Source organism: Pseudobutyrivibrio xylanivorans DSM 14809, from assembly GCF_900141825.1.
Taxonomy (GTDB): Bacteria; Bacillota; Clostridia; order Lachnospirales; family Lachnospiraceae; genus Pseudobutyrivibrio; species Pseudobutyrivibrio xylanivorans.
Window position 1 is genome coordinate 51,208 of record NZ_FQYQ01000003.1, and the last position, 23,749, is coordinate 74,956.

Below are 23,749 nucleotides of genomic sequence, written 5' to 3' on the forward strand. Positions count from 1 at the left end.
TAATTCCTTCCTTTTTGACAAAATTTAAATCTCTACAACAACCATATATATTATCACAAAATTGTTAAAACTTCTACACTTTCCCCCATCTGCTATCGGGAAAAAATCTCAACAAAAAACCAGCTTATTTTTCAATAAGCTGGCTATATAAAGTTTCGATTATAAAAAAATCGGGATTATTTAATGTGAACTGTTTTTAGGGATTTAAAACAACATTATTAATCCATTTCGTCTAATGCAACTCTTTCGATATGCATAGCCAAATATCCAATCTCTGCATCATGGATATCACGACCTAAGCTCTTGCTGAGCTCCTTGCAAATCTTTGTGGCTGCCTGAAATGAATTTGCGGCAGAGGCATTGATATAGTCGTTCATATCAAGCTTTATTACCTCTCCCTTTAAAGTACGTGCAATCATATAACGAATATGATTGAGCAACCTATTATATGACAATGACTGGGTATCTATCTTCTTTCCTGTTTCTTTCTCTACCATGCTCACGCACTGTCTCACAGCGTCGGCCATTTGCATAGCCTGAGATACTGCCTGATCCATAATAGATGAATGCACATGAAGTGCAATATATCCAATCTCGTCGTCTGTAAGATTGACATCAAGACGATTCGACAAAATCTCCCTTGCTGCTTCTGCTACTTTAAATTCGGAATGAAAAAGAACTCTGATATCGTCTGTAAGGGGGTTTTTTAGCTGCTCATTGTTCTTACTTCTTTTAACTGCATACTCGATATGGTCTGCCAAAGGAAGCAAAACATCACGATCAATTGTTTTAAATGCTTCCTCGGCGCCATCTAAAATCTCGTTTGCAATTTCAAGATATACAGGATCGATACTGGTTGCTAACTCTTTTTTATCGCCTCTCTCTGTAGACTCCTTAAGAGAATAAATCTTATGCTCGTCAGTAGTCTCAATAATCTCACTGATATGTTTTCCAAACCCTATTCCCTTACCGAGAATAAGATACTCCTGTGTTGTGTTTTCCAAGATACCTATCAGCGCATTGTGATTGAGGACCTTCTCGACTCTGTACATTTTTTCTCCTTAATGATTACTCGTAAAAATCTACTGCAAGTAAGTCATCACCTGCGTTAACATCGCCATTTGCGATGCGACGAAGCTTCTGATTACCCTTAAGCTCTGTGCAAAGAACTGGTGTAGCAATTGAAGGAGCGTTCTTAGAGATGTAATCTAAGTCAGCTTCCATAAGTACATCACCCTTCTTTACCTTCTGTCCGTTTGTTACGTGAACGTTGAAACCTTCACCCTTAAGCTTAACTGTGTCAATACCAAAGTGAAGAAGCATTGCTACATCATCATCTGTCTTGAATCCGATAGCGTGCTTTGTATCAAATACGAATACAACTGTTCCATCAGCTGGTGCTACAACCTTGCCCTCCTTAGGAGTAACAACTGCACCATCACCCATCATCTTCTGAGCAAAAACATCATCTGGAGTCTCTGCTAAATCAGCAGCAACACCCGTAAGTGGGCTACCAAGAATAACTGTCTTTACAACCTTACCTGTTGGCTCAACTGTCTCAACTGCCTTTGCTTCCTCAGCAACTGCATCATTTGCTCCATTATACTCAACATTAGGAGCTGTCTCAAGATAATCTTCAAGATTAGCCTTGATAATTGTAACGTGTGGTCCATAAATAACCTGAACACCGTTACCCTTGTGAACTACACCTGAAGCGCCTGTAGCCTTAAGCATAGCATCGTTAACGAGTTCTGACTTGTGTACTGTTACACGAAGTCTTGTTGCACAGCAGTCAACATCAGAGATGTTTGCCTTACCACCAAGACCGTTACAGATTTTCTCAGAAGTGTTGTCGTTCATAGACTCCTTCTTTGCATTGTAATCAGAACGTCTGTAAAGCTTAACCTCTTCGTCTGCATCTCTACCAGGAGTCTTAAGATCGAACTTCTTGATAAGGAAGCTGAAAAGGAAATAATAAACTACGAAGTAACCTACACCAACAACTGGTACCCATAACCATGATGTCATAGAGTTTCCAGGAAGAACACCAAAGAGGATTAAGTCGATGATACCACCTGAGAATGTCATACCAACACCAACGCCGAGCATATGCATGAACATGTAAGATGCACCAGCGAATACACAGTGGATACCGTAAAGAGCTGGAGCTACAAATAAGAATGTGAACTCGATTGGCTCTGTGATACCTGTAAGCATTGATGTAAGAGCTGCTGAAAGGAGAAGACCTCCTACTTCCTTCTTCTTCTCAGGAAGTGCGCATCTGTACATAGCAAGTGCTGCACCTGGAAGACCAAGAATCATGAATGGGAACTTACCAGACATAAATCTTGTAGCTGATACTGCAAAGTGATCAATTGTGTTCTGTGCACCAAGCTGTGCAAAGAAGATGTTCTGTGCACCTTCGATCATCTGACCATTAACCTCGAGTGTACCACCGAGAGCTGTCTGCCAGAATGGAAGGTAGAATACGTGGTGAAGACCAAATGGAATAAGAAGTCTTTCCATAAGACCATATACCCATGTTCCTGCATAACCAGAAGCGAGAACAACACCACCTACTGCGTAGATGCCCTGCTGTACGAATGGCCATACGAAGAACATTAAAATACCAACTGCTGTGTATACCAAACCAGAGATGATAGGAACGAATCTTGTACCACCGAAGAATGATAATACCTGTGGAAGCTGGATTTTGTAGAAACGATTGTGAAGTGAAGCAACACCAAGACCAACGATCATACCACCAAATACACCCATCTGTAATGAAGTGATACCGCAAACTGATGTTGTTGCACCATCAAGCATTGCCTCTGTTCCGCCGTTGATTGTGATCATAGCGCCGATTGAAGCATGCATGATAAAGAAAGCGATAGCTGCTGCTAAAGCTGCTACTTCCTTCTCCTTCTTTGCCATACCGATTGCAACACCGATAGCAAAGATGATTGGTAAGTTCGCAAATACAATGTTACCGGCCTCGTTCATAACTGTAAGGATAGCATATCCTACTGTACCTGGGCCTAAAACTGATGTGAGGTGGTATGTCTCAAGCATAGTTGCGTTTGTGAATGAACCACCAATTCCGAGAAGCAAACCTGCTACTGGAAGGATTGCGATTGGAAGCATGAATGAACGTCCAACTCGCTGCAATACTGCGAAAATTTTGTCTTTCATTTTTTTTAATCTCCTATACATGAAAAATTTTTGCGCACCTATATGGGAAAGTATTTGTCTTCTCCTATGCCGGGTGATGGGTAAATGGGCATAAAAAAAGACACGAACCCACATAAATACAAAAAGTTATTATGTATAGTTCGTGCCTTGATTGGTTACAAGTTACACACTACGCATGATAAATTATCATGGATGTGTCCCTGTGTCAATACTTTTTCGTAATTTTCGTAAACGTTTAAGTATCTTTTTTCTCGTACGTTCACATAAATATTTTAATGTCTATTAATTACCGGGAATTAGGCCGTTTTTTTCCTTTTAATAAGGCGACCTAACTCAATTGCTCCAATACTAGATATAAGTACAAGCATACCAACAGGAATGATATATGGTACTGTGATTCTAATATAGCCAAATATATTCAAAAATGACTGTAAATATACAATAATCACCCACTGAACAAGATAAATTACATCTAAGTTCTTTCCAAGATATGCTACTGCTCCACTAAACGATTTTAGCTTAACCTTTTCTGATAAAACATAATGCAATGGCATTGCTGTAAGAATCACAAATGTCGCAAACACATAATGTAATAAAGACTGCTTATAAATAACTCGTCCAGAAAGCATGTACATGCTTCTTATATCATACCCAAGTGCTACATATATAATAGAAAATGCTATCGTACAGAATAGAGCTACCGGAAAAATACGACGGTAAAATCTGCTCTTATCTTCTGTTCGTTGCAAGAAATAAGCAAATATCATACCAAAAATAGGATAATACAGCCATCTAAATAAAGGGAACGTCGTTACATCATTAGTATTAAAAAACAATCCCCAAAGATACTGTGTCCAACTGTCAGTCAAATCAATATTTGCAAGTTCCCCTCCAATAATGGAAAGTACCAAAGATATTCCCATCATAACAGGAAGAGATAAATTGAATTTCTTCATAAGAGCTATTGCAAAGAATGCCATTCCTGCAAATTGAAGAATACTCACTAAAAACAATGAATCTGCAACAGTCCAGGGCACTGCATAACCTAAATAGATTGCAATAACAGTAGGAATAGTTCCCTTTACAAAACTAAGCAAATATCCATTTCTAAGTAATTTAACACCTCTTTTTCCCATGTCTGCAGGTGTGCTATTATGAGAATACATTATTCCTACACCCATGCAGAACATAAATAAGGGAGCGCCTAAAGGACCTCCAAGAAACTCTAGAACATTTCTAAAAATCCCAGTTGGAACAACCTCTGTATCAACTATACTAATCTGCTCATAGCAATGAATAGTAACCATAACAAGAATGGTAAAGGCTTTAGCCCAGTCTAATTCTTTTTGTCGTCCCTTATTAACAATATCGCGATTCACTTGCTCCTCCATCTGGTAATATCAACATCAAAAAATTCTTAATAATTTCAACAGTTGAGAATCTTATCACAGTATTTATTATGTGACAATTCAATTATAACTTTATGTGTAATTTAACACTGTTTTCATATTTACGTGGTAGAATGGCATTGCTTTCGTAGTGATGGGATGGAGGTAACTTATATGGAATTAACTGCTTCCGAGAAAAAAGTATTAAACGGTATTTCCTTTAACACAGAAGAAATAGAAAGTGGAAATCTTAGAGAAAGTGATACTGCCCTTCTAAATGAAATGAGGGCAGTTGAAAACTACCTTACAGAAAAATATCCCAGCTTTTCCTTTGAAATAACCGGCTGTGAACCAAAGTCAGGTACAACAAGAACCTACTCTGAGTGGTATTTCAAATCTGCTGAAATTGACAGGGAATCCGCTTTCATTGCAATGTCCGAGGAGTCGGGTGATTATTTCACTATAAAAGATGCCTTCTTTGGTCAGCTAATTCGTGCCCCTATAAAAAACTATTTGGAAGAATTACTAAATAAAGCTACTCTCCCTGTTATTAATATAGAAGTTTCTTTTTGGGAATATCTTGGAGAGGAATATGGAGAAGAATTATCTCCTGAGAAGGTTCTAACTGGAGAAATAGATGCAGGAAATGATTTTAAAATATTCCTTGATGATTCCAAACTTACTGACAAAGATTATCGCGCAATCATGGAAAAGATTAAAACCTGTCTCCAATCCAATAATATAAGTGGCGAAGTATATTTGGTAATACTTTCCAGTGCAGATGGAGACCCAGCTCGAGACAGAGTTTTTTCAGATAGTATTTTGTTGTGATTTAAAGAGGTATTCATATGAACAGTTGCTTATCTATAGAAGAAATCGTATTAATCAACTGCTTGCTCTACTGTGAAAATCTTGGAGGTCCAAGAGGAACTTTCCTATCTATAAGTCAGGAGTCCAGAACTATTGGTGATTTTGTGGATGGTGTACTTCACTATGCCACAAAAATAGAAAACGACAAGGAATATAGCACAGGAGTAACTGGTGCTGAATATAAGCAACTTATGTGGGCAATCCGGCCTCTGGAACACCTTAAGAACATCATCATAATGCAGGTCCACTATGAGAGTGAGGGTGCTGGCGGTGGACGCAGTGCTCTTCTCTTCGACCCATCAGCAAATGAAGCCATCGTTGCTTTTAAGGGAACACAAAGTGACGCGGAATGGATAGACAATGTTTCTGGACTTTATCAGGTTCCAACAGCATTTCAGGATAATGCTCTAAACTGGTTCAAATCTCTTGATTTGGATGGATATGATACCATCACAGTAACTGGTCATTCAAAAGGTGGCAATAAAGCAAAATTTATCACAATTATGGATGACAGAGTTGATAACTGCTTTTCTTTTGATGGGCAGGGTTTTTCTGACGAATTCATTCGTAAATATTCTCCTCTTATAGTTAAAAATCAAAGTAAAATTTTGAATATTAGTGCTGAAAGCGATTTTGTAAATATCCTACTAAACGATGTGGGTAAGAAGCAGTTCTACTTAGGCACCAATTACGGTCGTCTTGGCTTTGCTGAAAATCATTGCCCAAATGCAATTGCATTCTATGATGATATTGGTGAAATGACTATTCATGAAGCACCAGGTCAGGATAAGAAAATGTCAGCACTGGATAAAATGCTTAACAGCTTTATCAGATCTATACGTATGTCAACCAAGGAAAAAGTTGCCAATATGCTTGGCAGCGTTATTGTTAATGCCTCTAGTGGTGATACCGATAAGCTTGTTTATTCTTTTTCAGACAGTACAAACTCAGATAGTGCAGCAAAACTTATAGCCTACACTTTGCGATATAAAGTTGAAAAACCTAAAATGGTGGATTCTATAAGAGAAATATTGCAACAGAATGGTTTTAGTACCAATATGCTTGGCGCTATAGACTTTGTGACTAATTATGACCTGTTAATGGAGCTAATAGGAAAAAAGCCTGAGGCAGTCATCTCTATATTAAAGATGAGACATACCTCAGACAATCTAATTCAATTCCTGAGAAAACATATGGAATTATTTGATTTACTTGTATCTGTATCCAGAAAAATGCGTAGAATCAATCCTTTGAAATACAACGGTGATGATTTAAAGGCTGAGGATGCAACCATAATCATCAATTCTCAGTTTATGATTTCAAGGAGAACCCTGTCATTTTTAGTATTTGGTGCAATAGTAATCACTGTCACCTGTATATTTATCTTGTGGCTACGCTAAAAGTTTAGCTAAGAACTCATCACCCTTTGGCGAACACATTCCACATGTATGGGCTACAATTCTATCAAGCTCAGTCTTCTCGTCTGCTCCGCCCTCTAACATTGTGCCATTATATGCATTACCGACTGCTGACTTAACAGTCTTATATTTTGTAGTAAACTGAGTTACCTTATCGTATGTACCAAAAACCTGAATGGTAGAAAACAGCTTTTTAATATTTTCATAATCTTTATTCTTAACGTACTCTGACATCTTTTCATATAATAATGAATCTTCACACTGACCATCTTCAGAATACTTATCTACAAAATCAATAAAATTCTGTCCTAAGCTGATTATGAATGCTTCTTCCTTAGTACCACCAAGCTGCTGCTGCGTCATTCCAATCTTTCTTCTAGTACGAACTGTAATCATAATTCCTCTTCCTCAATACAATCAAAAACGTTACAATATTAAATCAGTTTCCAAAACCTTGACAATTCTATAACATTTCATTTGCCTTGTCAATCACTTTTTTTGTATTTCTTTTTAATGCTTGAAGAAGTTATTGCAAGGCTATAAAATTGTGTCATGAATTATTTAAGCCTTTCTGATTATTTAAAAGCAAAATACGGCACAAAGGTATATAAGCTTTCCCTCACCAGCGGTTGCACCTGTCCTAACAGGGATGGAAGCATCAGCATTGGTGGATGTATCTTCTGTTCAGAAGGTGGTTCTGGAGATTTTGCAGCTGAATATGCTGATTTAGAGGTTCAAATCAAAGAAGCCAGGGCTCGTGTAGATACAAAAATTTCTGCGAAGATACCTGCAAATGAGAGAAAGTACATTGCATACTTTCAGTCTTTCACCAATACTTATGGTGATCAGAAAAGATTAATGGATTTGTATTCCAAAGTGTTAGAATACCCTGAGATTGTAGGACTTTCTATTGGCACAAGACCGGACTGTCTTTCTGATGAGATGATTAGTTTTCTTGCGGAATTAAATCATACTAAAGAAGTATGGGTTGAACTTGGACTACAGACAATTCATGAAGATACCGCCTCACTCATAAACCGAGGCTACGAGCTTTCTGTATTTGAAGATGCTTATCGAAGATTGACTGATGCTGGTCTTAAAGTGGTAGTTCATGTAATTCTAGGGCTTCCTGGTGAATCTGATGAAGATATACTTGAAACTGTAAAATATCTGTCTGACTTGAATCCAACTTTATTTGGAATCAAGCTACAGCTTCTTCATGTTCTAAAAGGCACAAAGCTTGCTGACATGTACGAAGCCAAACCGTTTCGAATATACGAATTAGACGAATATTGTGTTCTTGTTGGAAAATGTCTTAAACTTCTTCCAAAGGAAACAGTTATCCATCGCCTCACTGGAGATGGACCAAAAAAGCTCCTTATCGCCCCACTTTGGAGTGGCAATAAGAAGCTTGTAATGAACACTATGCGTAAATATATTTCTGAGCTTTAATTTTGAACCATATCTATGATACCAGCCACGGCTTTGCTGTATTCCATCAGCTGCTGCTGTGCGCTAGTATCATTTTCTTCAATGATTCTCTTATACTCTACAAATTCAAAATACAATCTATGACTTCCATCAGATAGATCCACCTCTTTTGTATCTGTATTCATATCATTAAATAATACATCATATTCTGTCATACCATTTACATGTGGATAGATACATATTGTGGCGTCAACACCCTGTATAGTAGAAGGTCCTGGAGCATTACAATCCTTGGTGGCTGCGCAAATACATTTAAAGTTGCCATAATCAGCAATTAAAACACCACTTGTATCAACACCTTTTTCCATGTTTGGACTATAGCTGGCTGCCTTTGGCATTCCAAACAAGCCAACCATTGCAGAAAGATTATAAACATTTAAATCTCTAAGTGCTCCACCCGCATGTGAAGCGTCGAATACTGCTGGAGTAGATGTTCCCTCATGGAATGCTTTATATCTTCGAGACATCTGGCTGTAATTGAAATTACAAAGCTTAATATCACCCACAAGTTCTACATCCTTCTGTAGCTGCTTGTAAGCAGGCAGATGATAAATGCTCATAGCTTCAAAAAGCATGACATTATTTTTCTTTGCCAGTTCATCAAGCTGCTTAAGCTCTTCTAAAGTAATAGATATAGGCTTTTCACAGATTACATGTTTACCTGCTTCAATTGCACGCTTTGAATAATCAACGTGCATATCGTTTAAAACACCTACGTAAACTACATCAATATCTGATTTCAAAAGAGCATCATAATCTGTATAAACACCATTAAGATGATACTTTTTTGCTAATTCATTAAGCTTGTCTTCGCTCTGTTTTCTTCCGCTGATGTATATTTCATCAAATCCTATCTCATCTACAAATGACAAAACTTCCTGAACAATTACACCATTTCCTGCTATACCAAGTTTCATAAGTTTATTCTCCTTAATTTATGCAAATATCTGTTTAACCTTTTGTTCATTAATCATTAAGTAAGTCCTCTAGGGCTGACAGCAGCTTTTCGTTATCTTCATGAGATTTGACTGCTACTCTATAGAACCCTTTTTCCAACCCATTATAATCTGAGCACTCCCTAATTAAAATACTATGCTTCAATACTTTTTTATCCAGCTCTGAGTCTGCGCATCTGAACAGGATATAATTTGCATCGCTGGAAAATACTTTTGCACCTAGGTTAGCAAGTCCCTGAGTCAGGTAACTTCTCTCCTTTTCGATCAGCTTGGCTGAGTCCAGTAAATATTCCTTATGTTTCAGACATTCGGCTCCTGCCATTTGCGCAAATATTGAAAGATTCCATTCAGGAAGATGATTCTTCAAGGATGATGCCATTAATTTATCAGCGCAAATGCAGTAACCAATTCTCACGCCCGGTATTGCAAATGTCTTGGTATATGCCCTAAGCACAATCAATGATTTGTGTTTTGTAATATCATAAGCAAGAGAATTCTCCATATCCTTTCCTGTAAGAGCAAGAAAACACTCATCCACAACAAGTACTGTTCCAGCCTTTTCACAGGATATGACTATTTCATCTAAAAGTGACTTTGATATAAGTCTTCCATTTGGATTATTAGGATTGGTCAGAAACATCAAATCTGCTTTTTCAACTTGAATATGCTCCAAAATATCATGATGAATTTCAAAGTCATTATCCTCTGACAACGTGTGATATGAAATACTGCAATCCTGGCATGCACCTTTCACACAAGTCTCATAACCTGAGAAACATGGAGCAAGCAGCAATACCTTTTTAGGTGAAATACTATGGCAAATTGCCATTATTATCTCTGATGCGCCATTTCCATATACTATATTTTCATTTGGAGCATTAAATAGATTTGCAGTTTCCTCCACAAGTCTCTCGTGATAAATATCTGGATACTTATTAGCGTGTAAAACTGCCTCCGTCAAAACCCACTGAACCTCAGAGGGCATTCCCAAAGGATTTATGTTTACTGAGAAATCAGTCCGTATGCTATTCCTGTAAATATCACCACCGTGCATATTAATAAAACCTCACATATTATGGCTGTAGCCAACATCAAAATGTTAGCCCTTTTTATGTCATCCAGTTCTACAGAACGGATTGGTTCGCCAATATATTTTTTATCTACTATCTTTCCAAAATAACTGGCTGGGCCTGCCAGCTGAATTCCAAGTGCACCAGCGCAAACACTTTCAGTCTGTGCCGAATTAGGACTAGCGTGATTAAATCTGTCTCGCTTAAAAATTCTAAAAGCACCAGTCATGCTATAATCTCTGCCTAAAAACAGACAACCTATAATCATCAACACAGCACTAACTCTTGCTGGAATAAAATTCACCACATCATCAAGCTTTGCTGCAGCCCTTCCAAAATCCATATACTTTTCATTTTTATAGCCCACCATGGAATCCATAGTGTTAATGGCTTTGTAAGCAATTCCTAAAACCGGGCCACCTATGGCAAGATAAATAAGCGGAGCTATTATTCCATCTGAAGTGTTCTCGGCAACAGTCTCCACTGCCGCTTTAATAACTCCCTTTTCATCAAGACATGCAGTGTCTCTGCCTACTATCATGGAAACTGCCTTACGACCAACATCCAAACCCTGACTTTTAAGTGCCTTATATACCTTCATACTCTCAACATAAAGACTTTTTGTAGCAATACACTGGTACGTAATTACGGTTTCGATTATAACTCCCAATATTGAATTCAAAGTGTAAGCTACGTGAAGAATAGCAAAACATATCCCGGCTGAAATCGTAATTACGATAATTACCATTATCAGTCCATATCTTCTCTTAAGTTTATTAGTCTTTTCTGGTTCCAGTATCCTCTCAGCTTTATTCAAAAAGAACTCAGTAAGATAGCTTATAAGATTACCGATCCAGCGAACAGGATGTGGAAACCCTATAGGATCACCTACGAAAAGATCTAGGATAAAGCCCGCTAAAAATGCCGTCATGTGATAAATCAATTGAATATCCCTCGCAGTTCTCTACATGATATGAATAGTATTCTCCCCCAAAGATATGACTTAGAATCCCCATGATAGTTCCTCCATGGGCAATCACGGAAATATTATAATAATCCTTACTAATCTCCAATAGCTTATCAAATCCTATTAAAGCTCTGGCAGTGGCCTCCTGTTTACTCTCTCCACCAGGAAATTGTAAATCTCCACCACTGTCTATCCATAACTGATAATCTGGATTTGATGATAGCTCTTTATAATTCTTCCCCTCAAAATCACCAAAATTCGTCTCTTTAAGCTCATCAATGATAATAGGCTCAAGGGCTGGATAAATAATCTTGGCAGTTTTTATACAACGAATCAAAGGACTTGAAAAAACAATATCTGCCTCAGGATAATTCCTTTCCATAATTTCCTTCTCACCTTCTAAGGTAAGCCCTTCATCAGTGATTCCAATATAACAGTTGGTAAGATTTCCAGCTGTTTTTCCATGACGAATAAAAGTAATTGTTCTATCCATTTATTTTATCCTTTGTCCAATTCCGCAAACCACACGGTAAACCTCTGTTGCATCTTTGGCAAGTTCAATCATGATACGACCACAAATCTCTCTCCAGGTCCTGTCATTCTCATCTAAAGGAACGATTCCATTTCCTATCTCATCCGAAATAATTACCCATTCTCCATCATTAACAACCTCTCTTATTTCCGCAAGGATTTCGCTATTGTTCTTCCCCTCTGAAATACGCTTTTTTACAAAAAGATGAAGTTGATTAAAATACTTGGCCTCAGGGAACTCATTTCTTGCAAATTCAGTCTTGCCCTGATAACTTCCACCAACAATTAAAATCATAAATCTACCTCTAATTTAATCTAGAAAATCAATGCATTACCCATCACAGATAAAACTGCGACTGCCACTGCCATCAAAGTCTCTGCACTACACACAAACCAGCCTGCCAAATCACCTGTAATCCCACCAAATTTAGAATATGCTACATAGATATACCTAATCAGTGCAATGACAAGCGCAGCCAAAGAAACTGTCCAATACCACTGTAACAAATATCCAGCTGTGAGCGCGCATAAAATAAACTCAATTGCCAGGAATATAATTACCACCTTATCTTTAGCATTTTTAGCTGAAGTGCTAAGTATTCCATCATTTTTTGCTTTCTTTGAGGAAACAACACAAATCCCACTGACACATCTAGCCGCCACAAATGAAAAGCACCATGCCATAACAGCATTGTCATCCATTAGGAATAAAGCAGAAAAAAGAATTAAGCCAAGGGCAACAAGTCTTATTACCGCAAACGCACCAATATGAGAATCCTTTAATATCTCATGTCTTTTTTCTTTGTCTCCCCATGAAGCCAACGCATCACTTGTATCCATATAGCCATCAATATGAAATCCACCTGTAATAACAATAGGAATTACAATTGCAATGGCAGAAAACACTATATCCCCAATATAAAACATTACTGTAAACTGTCTCCACCAATACACTAAAAATCCAATTATAGCCCCAATAAATGGAAAGAATATCAAGTGATATTCCATATCTTCACTATCCCAATTAAATCTAGGCATTGGAATTCTTGAATACATGGAAAAAGCAACCACTATTGATTTAAGTAATTTCATCTTTCTACTCCTATTCCTACAACAACTTCCACTGATTTGTCAGCCATTCTGGCGATTTCAGCGTTAATCTTTCCTAACGCTCTGAGATATTCTTTTGTATAATCGTCATATTCAAGGCCATCCTCAAAAACGTCGTTTGAAACAATTACCAGCTGGGAAACCTTTTCATCAAGCGTCTTTATATCTTTAATAATTTTATCAACCGTATATGACTCGGAATTAACTTTGCCATCTCTGAACATCTCGTTGGCTACCAGATTGGACATACACTCCAAGAGAATTATGCAGTCCTCACTGGTTTTTATCGTATTTGCAATATCATAAGGCTGCTCAAGGGTAATAAACTCCTTGCCTGCCCTAAGGCTTCTATGCCGTTCAATACGCTCCAGTGACTCGTCATCCTGTGCCTGCATTGTGGCAAGATAATATCGATTTTTACAATTGGACTGGCAAACATAATCCTCTGCATAAGCAGATTTTCCACTGCTGCTGCCACCATAGATCAATGTAATCATTTATTAAATCTCTCGTATTGTTCAACCTCTGAATCCTGAAACTTAAGTGCGTTATGAAAAACCTCATCAGTAAGACGAAGCATATGTGCCATCATAACAGCCCCTGCACCTTCGCCTACTGCCATCTTTCCATCAATAACAGGCTCAATATTGAGCTTGCCTGCGATTTTTCTTGCTACAGGCTCCTTACTGATATGAGATGGAATGATATAATCCTTAGAATTATCAAGTAATCTGTCCGCCACAAGTGCAGAAACCATACTGAGCATTCCATCAAGAATAATTGGCACCTTATATAACGCACCTCCAATAACAATTCCAGTCATTGCCGCAAGCTCAAGTCCACCAAAATTACTACAGATTTCAACTGGGTCTAATCCACTGTATTTTGAAAGTGCCATAGATACTACTGCACGTTTTCTGCTGAAGCCCTCATCATCAAGACCAGCACCTCTGCCAGTGACTGCCTCTGCATTTAAATCAAGTAAGTACCCAGCCATAACTGAGGCTGATGTAGTATTTCCTATTCCCATTTCGCCAATAAGAATAATATTTTTGCCTTCATCCTGACTATCCTTAACCAAATCCATTCCCACCTGAACGGCACGTGAAAACTCTTCCACAGACATGGCTGGTTGCTTAAGGAAATTGCAGGTGCCATACTTAACTCTTCGGTTAAGGGTATAAGGAACTTCTTCAGAATAATTTATTCCCACATCCACAGACAAGACATCTATACCCAGATATTTAGCCATAACACCAGCAGTAGTAACACCCTTGCCAATATTTGTAGCACAGATTCTTGTAACATCCTGGCTTGTTTGGCTAACTCCCTCTTCTACTATGCCATGATCACCACAGCACACAATCAGTTTCATATGGGATAAATCAGGTGCTTTGAATCCCTGTATTGCTGCAATCTTTGAATATACTGCCTCAAAGGTACCAAAACTTCCAATCGGTTTTGCTACCTTATCCCATTCATTTTGCATCTCCTTTAAGGCTTCCTTATCAACAGGCTCTACTTTAAGCTTGTTTTCGAGTACGTCGTCAAATAAATATCTAATGTCCCCCATAATTTTTCATAACCTCCACAAAATTATTTATAAATTCTGGATTGGATGGATAGTAAAGATGTGGAAAACCTATATAACCTCCATTTTTACTATGAATACAATTCCAGCTTTTTCCTCCGAAAGGCTTTGTAGCAACACAGCAATCTCCATTATTATCTGTATCATAATAATGGAATTCATGGCCTTTTATCTGAAGCTCACCCATATCAACTGTTACATAACCAAAACGGACAAGCTTACCTTTCCACTCGACTCTTGCTTTTATTGCACCAACCATATCATATATCTGATTATCTGAATTCTTAATAGAATCTGAAAGATACATAAAGCCACCACACTCTGCAAGAATTGGCATACCGGAATCGATTGCATTTTTGATTGATGCCTTCATACTTTTATTGGAAGAAAGCTCCTTCATATAGTTTTCAGGATAACCTCCTCCTAAGAGGATTCCATCTACCCCATCAGGAAGCTGAGCATCTTTGATAGGCGAAAACTCTACTAGCTTTACACCTGCTTCCTTTAACATTTCCAAATTTTCTTTGTAGTAAAAACAAAATGCTTCGTCTCTTGCCACTGCAAGCACCACACCCACATTTACGAATTTGCTAGAACTATCTTCCTTAATTATATCTAATTCTGCTGCCTCGGATGCTAATTTTTTTAACTCTTCAAGATTAAGGTTCTCTGTAATAACCTCTGCCAAATCATCTATCTTTTTATTAATCTCCGGTACTTCTTCTGGCATTACAAGTCCTAAATATCTGCTTGAAAGCTGCTGATCTTTAATCTCAGGTATGGTTCCAAGATATTTGATACCAAGCTCCTTTTCTATTATCACCCCGAGAGTATTTCCAAAGGCTACACTGGTCCTATTTAGTATTACAGCCTTAATGAGATGATATTCATCATAATCCAAAAAGCCTTTAAGCTGAGCGATGATAGAACGACCTGCACCTTTAGCATCAACCACAAGAACAATAGGCACTGAAAGGGCTCTGGCTAAATCATAACTGGAGCCCTGTGTCTCAACACCCCCAATTCCATCATAGAGACCCATTACTCCCTCAATTACTGCCATGTCACCTGAATATGATTGTACAAAAAGCGACCTTGTAGTGCTGTCATCAGTGAAGAATGTATCAAGATTTCCTGATGGGATTCCAAGAACTGTTCTGTGAAACATAGGGTCAATATAGTCTGGACCGCATTTATAGCTACACAAACTAAGCCCTGAATTTATCATTGCTCGCAATATTCCGCATGTAATTGTAGTTTTTCCGCTGCCACTTCTAGGTGCAGCTATCATAACTCTTGGATACTCCATAATTATTCTCTCGCTAGTTACACTCTCAATCCTAAGAATCACTCCGCTCAGTGTAGAATACTTCGCTTGAGTAATTCTTAGAGATTGATAGCTACTAGCTATCCTTAACTTTCTACCAAAAAAACTATATGCTAAACGATACTATGTATACGGGGTTTTGGCCCTGCATTATGCTGTAGTCGCCTGCCTTCTTAGCCTTTGATATGCTCACCTGAACAACATCTGCATCCTCAATTTCAAATTTCTTTATCACACTGTTGATTTCTGCAATAGTCTCTATGGTCACGGAGTTTATTACGATTCGCATATGCGAATTCATTTTCTTCAGTGTCATAAGAATATCTTCTAATCTTCCACCACTTCCACCGATGAAAACATGAGTCGGTGTTGGAAGATTATCAAGAGCATCTGGTGCAGTTCCTTCTAAAACATAAACATTTTCCAGCATATGTTTTGCTACGTTTTTTCGAATCAGCTGTGTAGCTTCGCTTTTAAGTTCTATGGCATACACCTTAATAGATGGATCTAGTCTTCCCATCTCCACAGCAACAGAACCACTGCCACTTCCAATATCATAAACAACAGCATCCTTATGCAGCTGGAGTTTACAGATAGAAAGCTGCCGAATCTCCTCCTTGGACATAGGAACCTTGTCCCTTATAAAATCATCATCAGAAAGCACTGGTGCAATTACCTTAGGCTGCCAATTGGCATTTTCAATAATGATTGTGCTAAGTCCATCCAGATTATAGGTGCTGCATTTTTCGGCAGTATACCAACCTAATTTTTCATCAGAATATAGATTTGTTCCAATGAATACTCTAAATTTATAACTCTGATTTGTCTCAAGAGAAACGAGAATATCTCCAATATCTCTTATATCCTTACTACCAGATGTGATAACAAAGGTATTTTTATTATGCTTCACTGCATCTATAAGCTCCGGTCTCCACCTCTCCTGAGGGATTCCATGAGAACTCATTATCTTCGAATCCTGCCAGGTAACATTTGCCTTAGCAGCTACTGCATTTATAGATGAGATGCCAGGTAAAATTTTAACGCTGGCATAGCCTGTCTGATTTAATGCTTTGGCAAGATTTGTGGCACCACTGTAAAATCCCGTATCACCAGAAAATAAAACAACTGCCTTTTTTATTCCAAACTGAATACCATCAGCAATCTCCTGAAGGCAAGGCAAAATATCCTTTGCCAGATAATAAGGGTATTTTTTTGCCTGGCTTTCAATGCCAAGGAGCATTCTTGGTGCGCCAAATAAATAATCCGCTTCCTTTACTGCCGAAACCACCTCTGCAGTAACAGTTCCAAAGCCCATTCCAAAACCAGCTAAAGATACTATGATTTTTTTGTCTTCAGTGATGCTTTCTTTTGTAATCTTATGGATATCTAAATCTGGATTTTCAGTAATATTAAATAGCTTAAATATTTCCTCAACCACCTGGTCAAAAGACAAGGCATCTGTTTTTTCTTCTGGTCTTCTAATAACAAAGCAGCGCACACCACAGGCGTTTGCAGCTTCTATTCTGCTGGCCTCACCTGATGATTTTCCACTTTCCTTTAAGACACAAATCTGTGCATTAAACTCTTTAAAAAAAGCAATGTTCATTCCCTTAGAAAATGGCCCCTGCATTGCCACAATCTGATTTCCCTTTAGGCCTAAATTTTTGCAGATTTCAAGACTCTCATCATTAGGAATAATTCTGGCTATAATTCTTTCTTTAAGAGATTCATCCTCACAAAAGGCTGATAGCTCCTTGCTTCCTGTGGTGAGAAAAACATTTCCTGTTGTATTTAAAAGAGCTTTTGCGCATTCTTTAACAGAATCAAAAAAGGTGCAGTTACTATAATCTATCTGCTCCTCTTCCCTGGCTAATCTATAAAAAGGAACGCTGGTATATTTAAAAAGACTGGTCTCAATCTCCTTTTTTACAATTTCTGCAAAAGGATGAGTAGCATCTACTATGGCATCCGGCTTTTCATCCTTATAAAATTCTGCCATTTCATCAGCATTCATCCTGCCTGTATGAATCTTAATAAGTGGTGATTCTGCAACAGGCTCCTTGCCATATTCTGTTGCCACACAGTAAACAGTAGAAATACCTGCAGCCGCAAGAGTAGCTGCCAAGTTCCTTCCCTCTGTAGTTCCACCAAAAATGATTACCTTTTTCATATTTTGTATCCTCTAGGAGTAACCAGTTTATTATTTATGATTTTAGTTCTGGAGCTTCCAATGAAAACTGTAGTGAACATATTTACCTGAGTATCGCGTAATTCCTTTAATGTACATACTGTTCCACTGCAGCCTTCTCTTCCAATATTTTCCACATAGCCACAGGCTCTGTCTTCGTCGGCCCCTACTGATAGCATAATATCGCAGGCCTTTTGTAAATAATCATGTCTTTTATGACTTGAAGGATTGTAAATAGCAATTGCAAAATCCCCTTCAATGGCAGCCTTTAGCCTGCGCTCTATTACCTCCCAAGGTGTAAGCAAATCACTAAGGCTAATGACACAAAAATCGTGATTAATTGGTGATCCTAAAACGGCTGCTCCAGAAATAGCTGCTGTAACTCCTGGAATAATAGAAATGCTATTTTCGGTTATTTCAGAATTCATATTTGCGTATTCTGGAAGAAGCTCATACATAGGAGCTGCCATACCATAAACACCAGCATCTCCGCTGCAGATAAATGCAACATTTTTTCCTACTATAGCAAAATCATAGCAGGCTCTGCATCTTTCAATTTCTTTTCTCATTGGAGTTGTGAAAAACTCCTTCTCTGGAAAAAGTTCTTTTACTAAGTCGATATACACTGTGTAACCAACAATAACATCTGCCTGCTCCATTGCAGAGTAAGCCTCGTCAGTCATCATTGATTTATCTCCAGGTCCCATTCCAACAATATAAATATGTCCTGCCATACTTTCTCCTACCAAGCTAAATATATTTTCCTTCTTTTGGCTTCAGCAAGGGTCATGCCATCCTGCGCCACTTTCTTTTTTACCAGAACGCCACCTTCTCCTGCCAAAAGCAGGGCTGAGCGCTCGCAGACATTTCCTACACCAACCTGTTCTTTAACAAAATCAGATTCTTCAAATTCTCCATTAACTTTATCTAATTCCTCAGATGAGTAGGTAACAAAAAACACACCATAATACTCTGCCAGTTTGATTAATCCTATTTCCTCTGATTTCACATCAATAGACGCTATTGCATAAAGATTTTTTTCAAGCTCATCATCATTATAAAACGTATTTACGAAAGCTTTTAATTCCTCAAATGTTTTTCCTTTTTTACATCCCATCCCAAGAATCAAACGTTTTGGAATAAGCTTAAGTCCTTCGATAATAATTTCATCTTCTGATTCTTTGATATCAAGCGCTTCGCCCTTCAAAGCTTTTGCCGATACCTTTTTAATTAAACTCTTATCAGTAATTAAAAGACCATTTTTCTTAGCAAAAACATCTACCGCAAATACGTTATTTATATCTGTGGCTGTAGTAATAACTGGATTTGCACCAATAGCTTTTCCAATTATTCTTGCAAGATCATTAGCTCCGCCATAATGTCCTGATAAGATTGGAATTACATTTTTCCCCAACTCATCAATCACAATCACTGGACTATCCTTTAGTTTACTGGTAATAAAAGGGGCTATAGTACGAACTGCTATCCCGGTAGAGCCAATAAAAATAATAGGCAAATGCGTATCAAAGCAGTCTTTTGTCCAATCAGACAAAGAAATGTCATCTGGCTTTGTCTCCACAATGAAGATTTTATTAAGTTTATCTGATATCTTTTTACCATTATCAGTAAAATAAACTACTCTAATTATTAACATTTTTACTCCTAGGCTTCCCCTTGAGGGTTGCTAGGCTCCAGTGGAGCCTGTTCAGCAACGACCGAGCCGGAAGGTGAGACAAGGTGGTCCGAAGGTGACTGATGAGGTGTCCTATACATGGTCTCAAAACTTGGATCATAAAGCTTACTCAAAGAATAATTAGACTTCGCAATTACGTTTCCAACAAGTATCACCGCCAGATTGCTAATTCCTTTAGCCTTGGCAGTACTTGCAAGAGTTCCTACCGTACAAATATATTTTTCTTCATCTGGCCAGGTGGCCTTGTAAACAATTGCTGCAGGGGTGTTTTTATCGTATCCGCCCCTAACCAGTCTCTCCTGAAGTTCCTCAAGCATACCAGCACTTAGATAGATTGCCATGGATGCTCCATGAGCTGCAAAACTTTCTATGCTCTCCTTTTCCGGAACTGAGGTCCTGCCCTCCATTCTGGTTATTATCAAAGACTGACTAATATCTGGAAGTGTATATTCCAAATTAAGAGAAGCCGCTGCTCCAAAGCATGCGCTGACTCCTGGGCAGCTCTCATATGCAATATTGTTTTCATCTAAAATATGCATCTGCTCCTGAACAGCACCGTAAATACTTGGCTCGCCAGTATGAAGTCTAACAAGAGTTTTTCTCTCCCTGTCGGATTTAAGCATTACTTCCATAACTTCATCCAAAGTCATAGTGGCACTGTTGTAGATTTCACAGCTGTCTTTCGCATATTCCAAAAGCTCTGGATTAACCAAAGAGCCAGCGTAAATAATCACATCAGCCAGCTGCAAAAGCTTCATTCCTCTTACTGTAATAAGATCTGCTGCGCCACATCCTGCGCCAACGAAATAAATCATAAATCCTCCAATTTATTTTAGTATGCTGTAAATATAATCCATATCTAAATTCTCTCTAACTATGGCTGCAAGCTTATCGTACTCAGCATCCTTTAGTTGCTGGTAATCAACTCCAGCTCCATCTAGATTTAGGCCTTTTGACTGGGCAATTGCCTCGGCAATCCTATATGCCAAATCACCATTATCAAATATTCCATGTACATAGGTGCCCATTAGGTTTTTATTTTGTACGAGAATAATATTCCCTTCGTCGTCTCGTTCAATTATTTCAGGTAAACCTAAATCCTGTTCTATAGTAGTAACACCATTATGAATCTCATAACCAACGAACTCTTCACCGGCGATTGAGGAAAATACATTAGTCAAATCATCAAAGCAATCCTCAGTCTGACTACGATACTTTTCCCCACTAAGAACGGTTTTAAGCGAGAACAGCTCCATACCTCTTATTGAACCGCCTTCCTCTACCGCCTCAGGGTCGTCAATGATATTCCCCATCATCTGGAATCCACCACATATACCTACCACAGGCTTATTAAGTGCAAAGCGCTTAATAGCTGCCTCCATGCCGGATTCTCTCATCCATCTCAAATCAGAGATTGTGTTCTTACTGCCAGGTATAATTACCATATCTGCATCAGTAAATTCTCTTGGATTTGAAATAAAACTGACTTTAACGCCTGGAATATTTTCAAATGGAGCTATGTCCGTAAAATTTGAAATTCTAGGTAATCTTACCACGGCTATTTCTATCGTATTTACGATATCACCATAGTCATAAGTATTTGATAGTCTTTCACTTAGGCTATCTTCATCATCTATCATAAGTCTGGCATATGGAACTGTTCCCACAACAGGTACCTTTCCGCGCTCCTCAAGCATTTCTATGCCAGAATCTAAAAGACTTTTATCCCCTCTAAATTTATTAATAATCAGCCCCTTTACTCGCTGTCTTTCCTGTGGTTCTAAAAGCTCCAAAGTACCTAAAAGCTGAGCAAACACACCACCTCTATCTATATCACCAACTAAAAGTACGGGAGCATCTACCAGCTCAGCCATACCCATATTTACAATGTCATCTCTCTTAAGATTAATTTCAGCAGGGCTTCCTGCTCCTTCTATCACAATGATGTCAGCCCATTCTTCAAGCTTATTGAATGCAGCCATAATATCAGGAACCAATTTTTTCTTATATGCGAAATAATCTCTGGCAGACATGTTTCCAATAGCCTCACCGTTTACAATAACCTGACTTCCGATATCATTTGTTGGCTTTAACAAAATCGGATTCATGTAAACTGATGGTGCCACTCCTGCACATTCAGCCTGCATAGCCTGTGCCCTGCCAAGCTCCAAACCGTCTGCTGTTACAAATGAATTTAGAGCCATATTCTGTGACTTAAATGGCGCCACTTTATAACCATCCTGCTTAAAAATGCGACACAGGGCACCTACCAAAAGACTCTTTCCAACATTTGACATGGTCCCCTGAATCATTATTACTTTTGACATTCTAATAATTTTCCTCTACTGTTTGCAGACTCCGCTAGAAGTCCAAATTCATTTGAATATAAAATGCAATCGAGTTTAATTCTTCCCTGAGCTCTAAAATCCAGATAAAACAATATCTTCTCAAGAACTATGTCCATAGTTGGCTTAAGGTATCCTGCATCATCAATAATATGCAAGGCTTCCTCAGTGTTGAGACATTCAAGTATTTTTCTTGCCAACTCTCCATCACAACCGGCTCTTAAAGCACATGCTGAAAGAATCTCCATTCTGGAATCCGCCTCATGGGAATGTGTATTCATAATGCCACCAGCCACCTTAACAAGCTTTCCAATATGACCTGTTATAAGCATAGCTTCAAAACCAAGCTTGAGGCACATGTCTACAGTCTCTCCAATAAAGTTTGAGCATTTTACACTCTTATCCAAATCATAGCCATAATGCTCCTTCATGAACTTAAGTCCGTAATTTCCTGGAGTAACAATCGCAGTCTTAAAACCTAATTCCTTCTTTTGCTTCAGCTCTACTTCAATTGTATCTATGAGAGCCTTTGCACTCATTGGCTCCACAATACCAGTGGTCCCTAAAACCGAAATTCCATTTACTATTCCAAGTCGTGGATTAAAGGTCTTGCTTGCCAGCTCCACTCCCTCTGGAATAGAAATAATTATCTGAAGCTTTCCATTGAAATCCAATAGCTTGCAAACCTCAGTCACTTCCTTTTCAATCATCTCTCTTGGGACATGATTAATAGCGGCATTTCCAACAGGCTGATCAAGTCCTGGCAAAGTCACTCGCCCTACTCCTTCACCACCATCTATCTCAAGCTCAAGATTCTGTCCTGTTGTAGCCTCAATAGCTGGTGTAATCACACTTACTGTTGCTGTCACATGACAGCCTGTAGTCACATCAGGATCATCTCCGCCATCCTTTATCACAGCGCAACTCACCTGTTTTTCCTGTCGATTCACATCCACAATATCAGCCTTGAACATGATTCCCGCAGGGGTCTCAATTTCAATATTCAGTTTTTCCTGCCCTGTGAAAAGCATGTACGCCGCCGCCTTCGCCGCCGCTGCCGCACAGCTTCCTGTGGTGAATCCTTTTTTTAAGGCTTCCCCTTGAGGGTTGCTAGGCTCCAGTGGAGCCTGTTTAGCAACGACCGAAGCGGGAGCTGAGAATGCTGTCACCGAAGGTGACTGATGAGGTGTCCTTTTTTCAATCATTGATTAATCCTAAATTCTTTCTTATATCATCACAAACTGCAATGAAATTCTTATTAACATCAAAATTTGAATATCTTAACACTCTAATTCCATTTTCATTTAAGAAAGTATCTCGTTTTATATCTTTTATATGCCCCTCTTCCTCATAATGCTGACTTCCATCCAGTTCAATTACAATCTTTTTTTGCGCACAATAAAAATCAACTATATAATTACCAATTATTTGTTGTCTCTTTACAGTTAATGGTAATACCTTTAAACAATCATACCAAAGGCGCTTTTCTTCTTTTGTCATAGACCTTCTCAATTTCTGAGAATTTTTCTTCAGATTTGGATTATAGTTCTCGTTCATATGAACACCTCATCCGTCAGCTTCGCTGACACCTTCCCCTCAAGGGGAAGGCTTG

Annotated in this window: 23 protein-coding genes; 3 read left to right on the forward strand and 20 right to left on the reverse strand. The window is 38.4% G+C overall.

What is annotated here, in order from left to right; all coding sequences use genetic code 11:
* Window positions 1–218: 218 nt before the first annotated feature.
* The 3 genes from BUA88_RS03385 to BUA88_RS03395 form a co-directional block, all read right to left on the reverse strand.
* Window positions 219–1,052, reverse strand: coding sequence for a PRD domain-containing protein (locus BUA88_RS03385; RefSeq protein WP_072912732.1), 834 nt, complete (start codon window positions 1,050–1,052; stop codon window positions 219–221).
* 16 nt (window positions 1,053–1,068) lie between these two features.
* Window positions 1,069–3,192 carry a PTS sugar transporter subunit IIABC gene (locus tag BUA88_RS03390; protein ID WP_072912735.1) on the reverse strand — a complete coding sequence of 708 codons (2,124 nt, stop codon included), beginning with the start codon at window positions 3,190–3,192 and terminating at the stop codon, window positions 1,069–1,071.
* Window positions 3,193–3,488: 296 nt separating this feature from the next.
* Window positions 3,489–4,571, reverse strand: coding sequence for an acyltransferase family protein (locus tag BUA88_RS03395; protein ID WP_072912738.1), 1,083 nt, complete (start codon window positions 4,569–4,571; stop codon window positions 3,489–3,491).
* Window positions 4,572–4,754: 183 nt separating this feature from the next.
* On the opposite strand from BUA88_RS03395, the gene BUA88_RS03400 reads away from it, so the two are divergent.
* Together BUA88_RS03400 and BUA88_RS03405 are read left to right on the forward strand one after the other, a co-directional pair.
* Window positions 4,755–5,411, forward strand: coding sequence for a hypothetical protein (locus tag BUA88_RS03400; protein ID WP_072912741.1), 657 nt, complete (start codon window positions 4,755–4,757; stop codon window positions 5,409–5,411).
* Window positions 5,412–5,428: 17 nt separating this feature from the next.
* The gene (locus tag BUA88_RS03405; RefSeq protein ID WP_072912745.1) at window positions 5,429–6,850 is read left to right on the forward strand and encodes an Mbeg1-like protein; all 1,422 of its coding nucleotides are present in this window, start codon (window positions 5,429–5,431) and stop codon (window positions 6,848–6,850) included.
* On the opposite strand, the gene BUA88_RS03410 is transcribed toward BUA88_RS03405, so the two are convergent.
* Entirely contained in the window at window positions 6,842–7,264 is a 423-nt protein-coding gene (locus BUA88_RS03410; protein ID WP_072912748.1) for a hypothetical protein, read from the reverse strand. The genes BUA88_RS03405 and BUA88_RS03410 overlap by 9 nt on opposite strands.
* 156 nt (window positions 7,265–7,420) lie before the next feature.
* Here BUA88_RS03410 and BUA88_RS03415 point away from each other — a divergent pair, with 156 nt between their 5' ends.
* Entirely contained in the window at window positions 7,421–8,320 is a 900-nt protein-coding gene (locus tag BUA88_RS03415; protein WP_072912751.1) for a tRNA modification radical SAM protein MnmL/YtqA, read from the forward strand.
* Here the strand turns inward: BUA88_RS03415 and BUA88_RS03420 are convergent.
* The 16 genes from BUA88_RS03420 to BUA88_RS03495 all read right to left on the reverse strand — a co-directional run bounded on the left by BUA88_RS03420 (window position 8,317) and on the right by BUA88_RS03495 (window position 23,694).
* Complete coding sequence (locus BUA88_RS03420) at window positions 8,317–9,276, reverse strand: Gfo/Idh/MocA family protein (RefSeq protein WP_072912754.1); 960 nt, start codon at window positions 9,274–9,276, stop codon at window positions 8,317–8,319. The two genes, BUA88_RS03415 and BUA88_RS03420, sit on opposite strands and share 4 nt — an antisense overlap.
* Window positions 9,277–9,325: 49 nt before the next feature.
* Window positions 9,326–10,369 (reverse strand): pyridoxal phosphate-dependent aminotransferase, encoded by a 1,044-nt coding sequence (locus BUA88_RS03425; protein ID WP_072912757.1) that lies wholly within the window; start codon window positions 10,367–10,369, stop codon window positions 9,326–9,328.
* Window positions 10,318–11,328 (reverse strand): adenosylcobinamide-phosphate synthase CbiB, encoded by a 1,011-nt coding sequence (gene cbiB, locus BUA88_RS03430; RefSeq protein WP_072912761.1) that lies wholly within the window; start codon window positions 11,326–11,328, stop codon window positions 10,318–10,320. Before cbiB ends, BUA88_RS03425 begins: the two co-directional genes overlap by 52 nt.
* A complete protein-coding gene (locus BUA88_RS03435; protein ID WP_072912764.1) occupies window positions 11,270–11,845 on the reverse strand; it encodes a histidine phosphatase family protein in 576 nt (191 codons plus the stop codon). Before BUA88_RS03435 ends, cbiB begins: the two co-directional genes overlap by 59 nt.
* On the reverse strand, window positions 11,846–12,178 hold the full coding sequence (locus tag BUA88_RS03440; RefSeq protein WP_072912767.1) for a bifunctional adenosylcobinamide kinase/adenosylcobinamide-phosphate guanylyltransferase: 333 nt from the start codon (window positions 12,176–12,178) through the stop codon (window positions 11,846–11,848).
* 20 nt (window positions 12,179–12,198) lie between these two features.
* The gene (locus tag BUA88_RS03445; RefSeq protein WP_072912770.1) at window positions 12,199–12,975 is read right to left on the reverse strand and encodes an adenosylcobinamide-GDP ribazoletransferase; all 777 of its coding nucleotides are present in this window, start codon (window positions 12,973–12,975) and stop codon (window positions 12,199–12,201) included.
* Window positions 12,972–13,490: a bifunctional adenosylcobinamide kinase/adenosylcobinamide-phosphate guanylyltransferase gene (locus BUA88_RS03450; RefSeq protein WP_072912773.1), complete on the reverse strand. Its 519-nt coding sequence runs from the start codon at window positions 13,488–13,490 to the stop codon at window positions 12,972–12,974. The genes BUA88_RS03445 and BUA88_RS03450 overlap by 4 nt, the downstream gene beginning before the upstream one ends.
* The gene (locus BUA88_RS03455; protein WP_072912777.1) at window positions 13,487–14,566 is read right to left on the reverse strand and encodes a nicotinate-nucleotide--dimethylbenzimidazole phosphoribosyltransferase; all 1,080 of its coding nucleotides are present in this window, start codon (window positions 14,564–14,566) and stop codon (window positions 13,487–13,489) included. Before BUA88_RS03455 ends, BUA88_RS03450 begins: the two co-directional genes overlap by 4 nt.
* Window positions 14,553–15,893, reverse strand: coding sequence for a cobyrinate a,c-diamide synthase (locus tag BUA88_RS03460; RefSeq protein WP_072912780.1), 1,341 nt, complete (start codon window positions 15,891–15,893; stop codon window positions 14,553–14,555). Before BUA88_RS03460 ends, BUA88_RS03455 begins: the two co-directional genes overlap by 14 nt.
* Before the next feature lie 124 nt (window positions 15,894–16,017).
* Window positions 16,018–18,081: a precorrin-6A reductase gene (gene cobK, locus BUA88_RS03465; RefSeq protein WP_072912782.1), complete on the reverse strand. Its 2,064-nt coding sequence runs from the start codon at window positions 18,079–18,081 to the stop codon at window positions 16,018–16,020.
* Window positions 18,078–18,833 carry a precorrin-3B C(17)-methyltransferase gene (gene cobJ, locus BUA88_RS03470; RefSeq protein WP_072912785.1) on the reverse strand — a complete coding sequence of 252 codons (756 nt, stop codon included), beginning with the start codon at window positions 18,831–18,833 and terminating at the stop codon, window positions 18,078–18,080. The genes cobK and cobJ overlap by 4 nt, the downstream gene beginning before the upstream one ends.
* An 8-nt stretch (window positions 18,834–18,841) precedes the next feature.
* Window positions 18,842–19,753 carry a cobalt-precorrin 5A hydrolase gene (locus BUA88_RS03475; RefSeq protein ID WP_072912788.1) on the reverse strand — a complete coding sequence of 304 codons (912 nt, stop codon included), beginning with the start codon at window positions 19,751–19,753 and terminating at the stop codon, window positions 18,842–18,844.
* An 8-nt stretch (window positions 19,754–19,761) separates the two neighbouring features.
* Window positions 19,762–20,607, reverse strand: a complete 846-nt coding sequence (cobM, locus tag BUA88_RS03480; RefSeq protein WP_083572371.1) for a precorrin-4 C(11)-methyltransferase — start codon at window positions 20,605–20,607, stop codon at window positions 19,762–19,764.
* A 12-nt stretch (window positions 20,608–20,619) separates the two neighbouring features.
* Entirely contained in the window at window positions 20,620–22,119 is a 1,500-nt protein-coding gene (locus BUA88_RS03485; RefSeq protein ID WP_072912791.1) for a cobyric acid synthase, read from the reverse strand.
* Window positions 22,107–23,342: a cobalt-precorrin-5B (C(1))-methyltransferase CbiD gene (gene cbiD / locus BUA88_RS03490; RefSeq protein ID WP_083572372.1), complete on the reverse strand. Its 1,236-nt coding sequence runs from the start codon at window positions 23,340–23,342 to the stop codon at window positions 22,107–22,109. The genes BUA88_RS03485 and cbiD overlap by 13 nt, the downstream gene beginning before the upstream one ends.
* A complete protein-coding gene (locus BUA88_RS03495) occupies window positions 23,335–23,694 on the reverse strand; it encodes an endonuclease domain-containing protein (RefSeq protein WP_072912794.1) in 360 nt (119 codons plus the stop codon). Before BUA88_RS03495 ends, cbiD begins: the two co-directional genes overlap by 8 nt.
* Window positions 23,695–23,749: the final 55 nt, after the last annotated feature.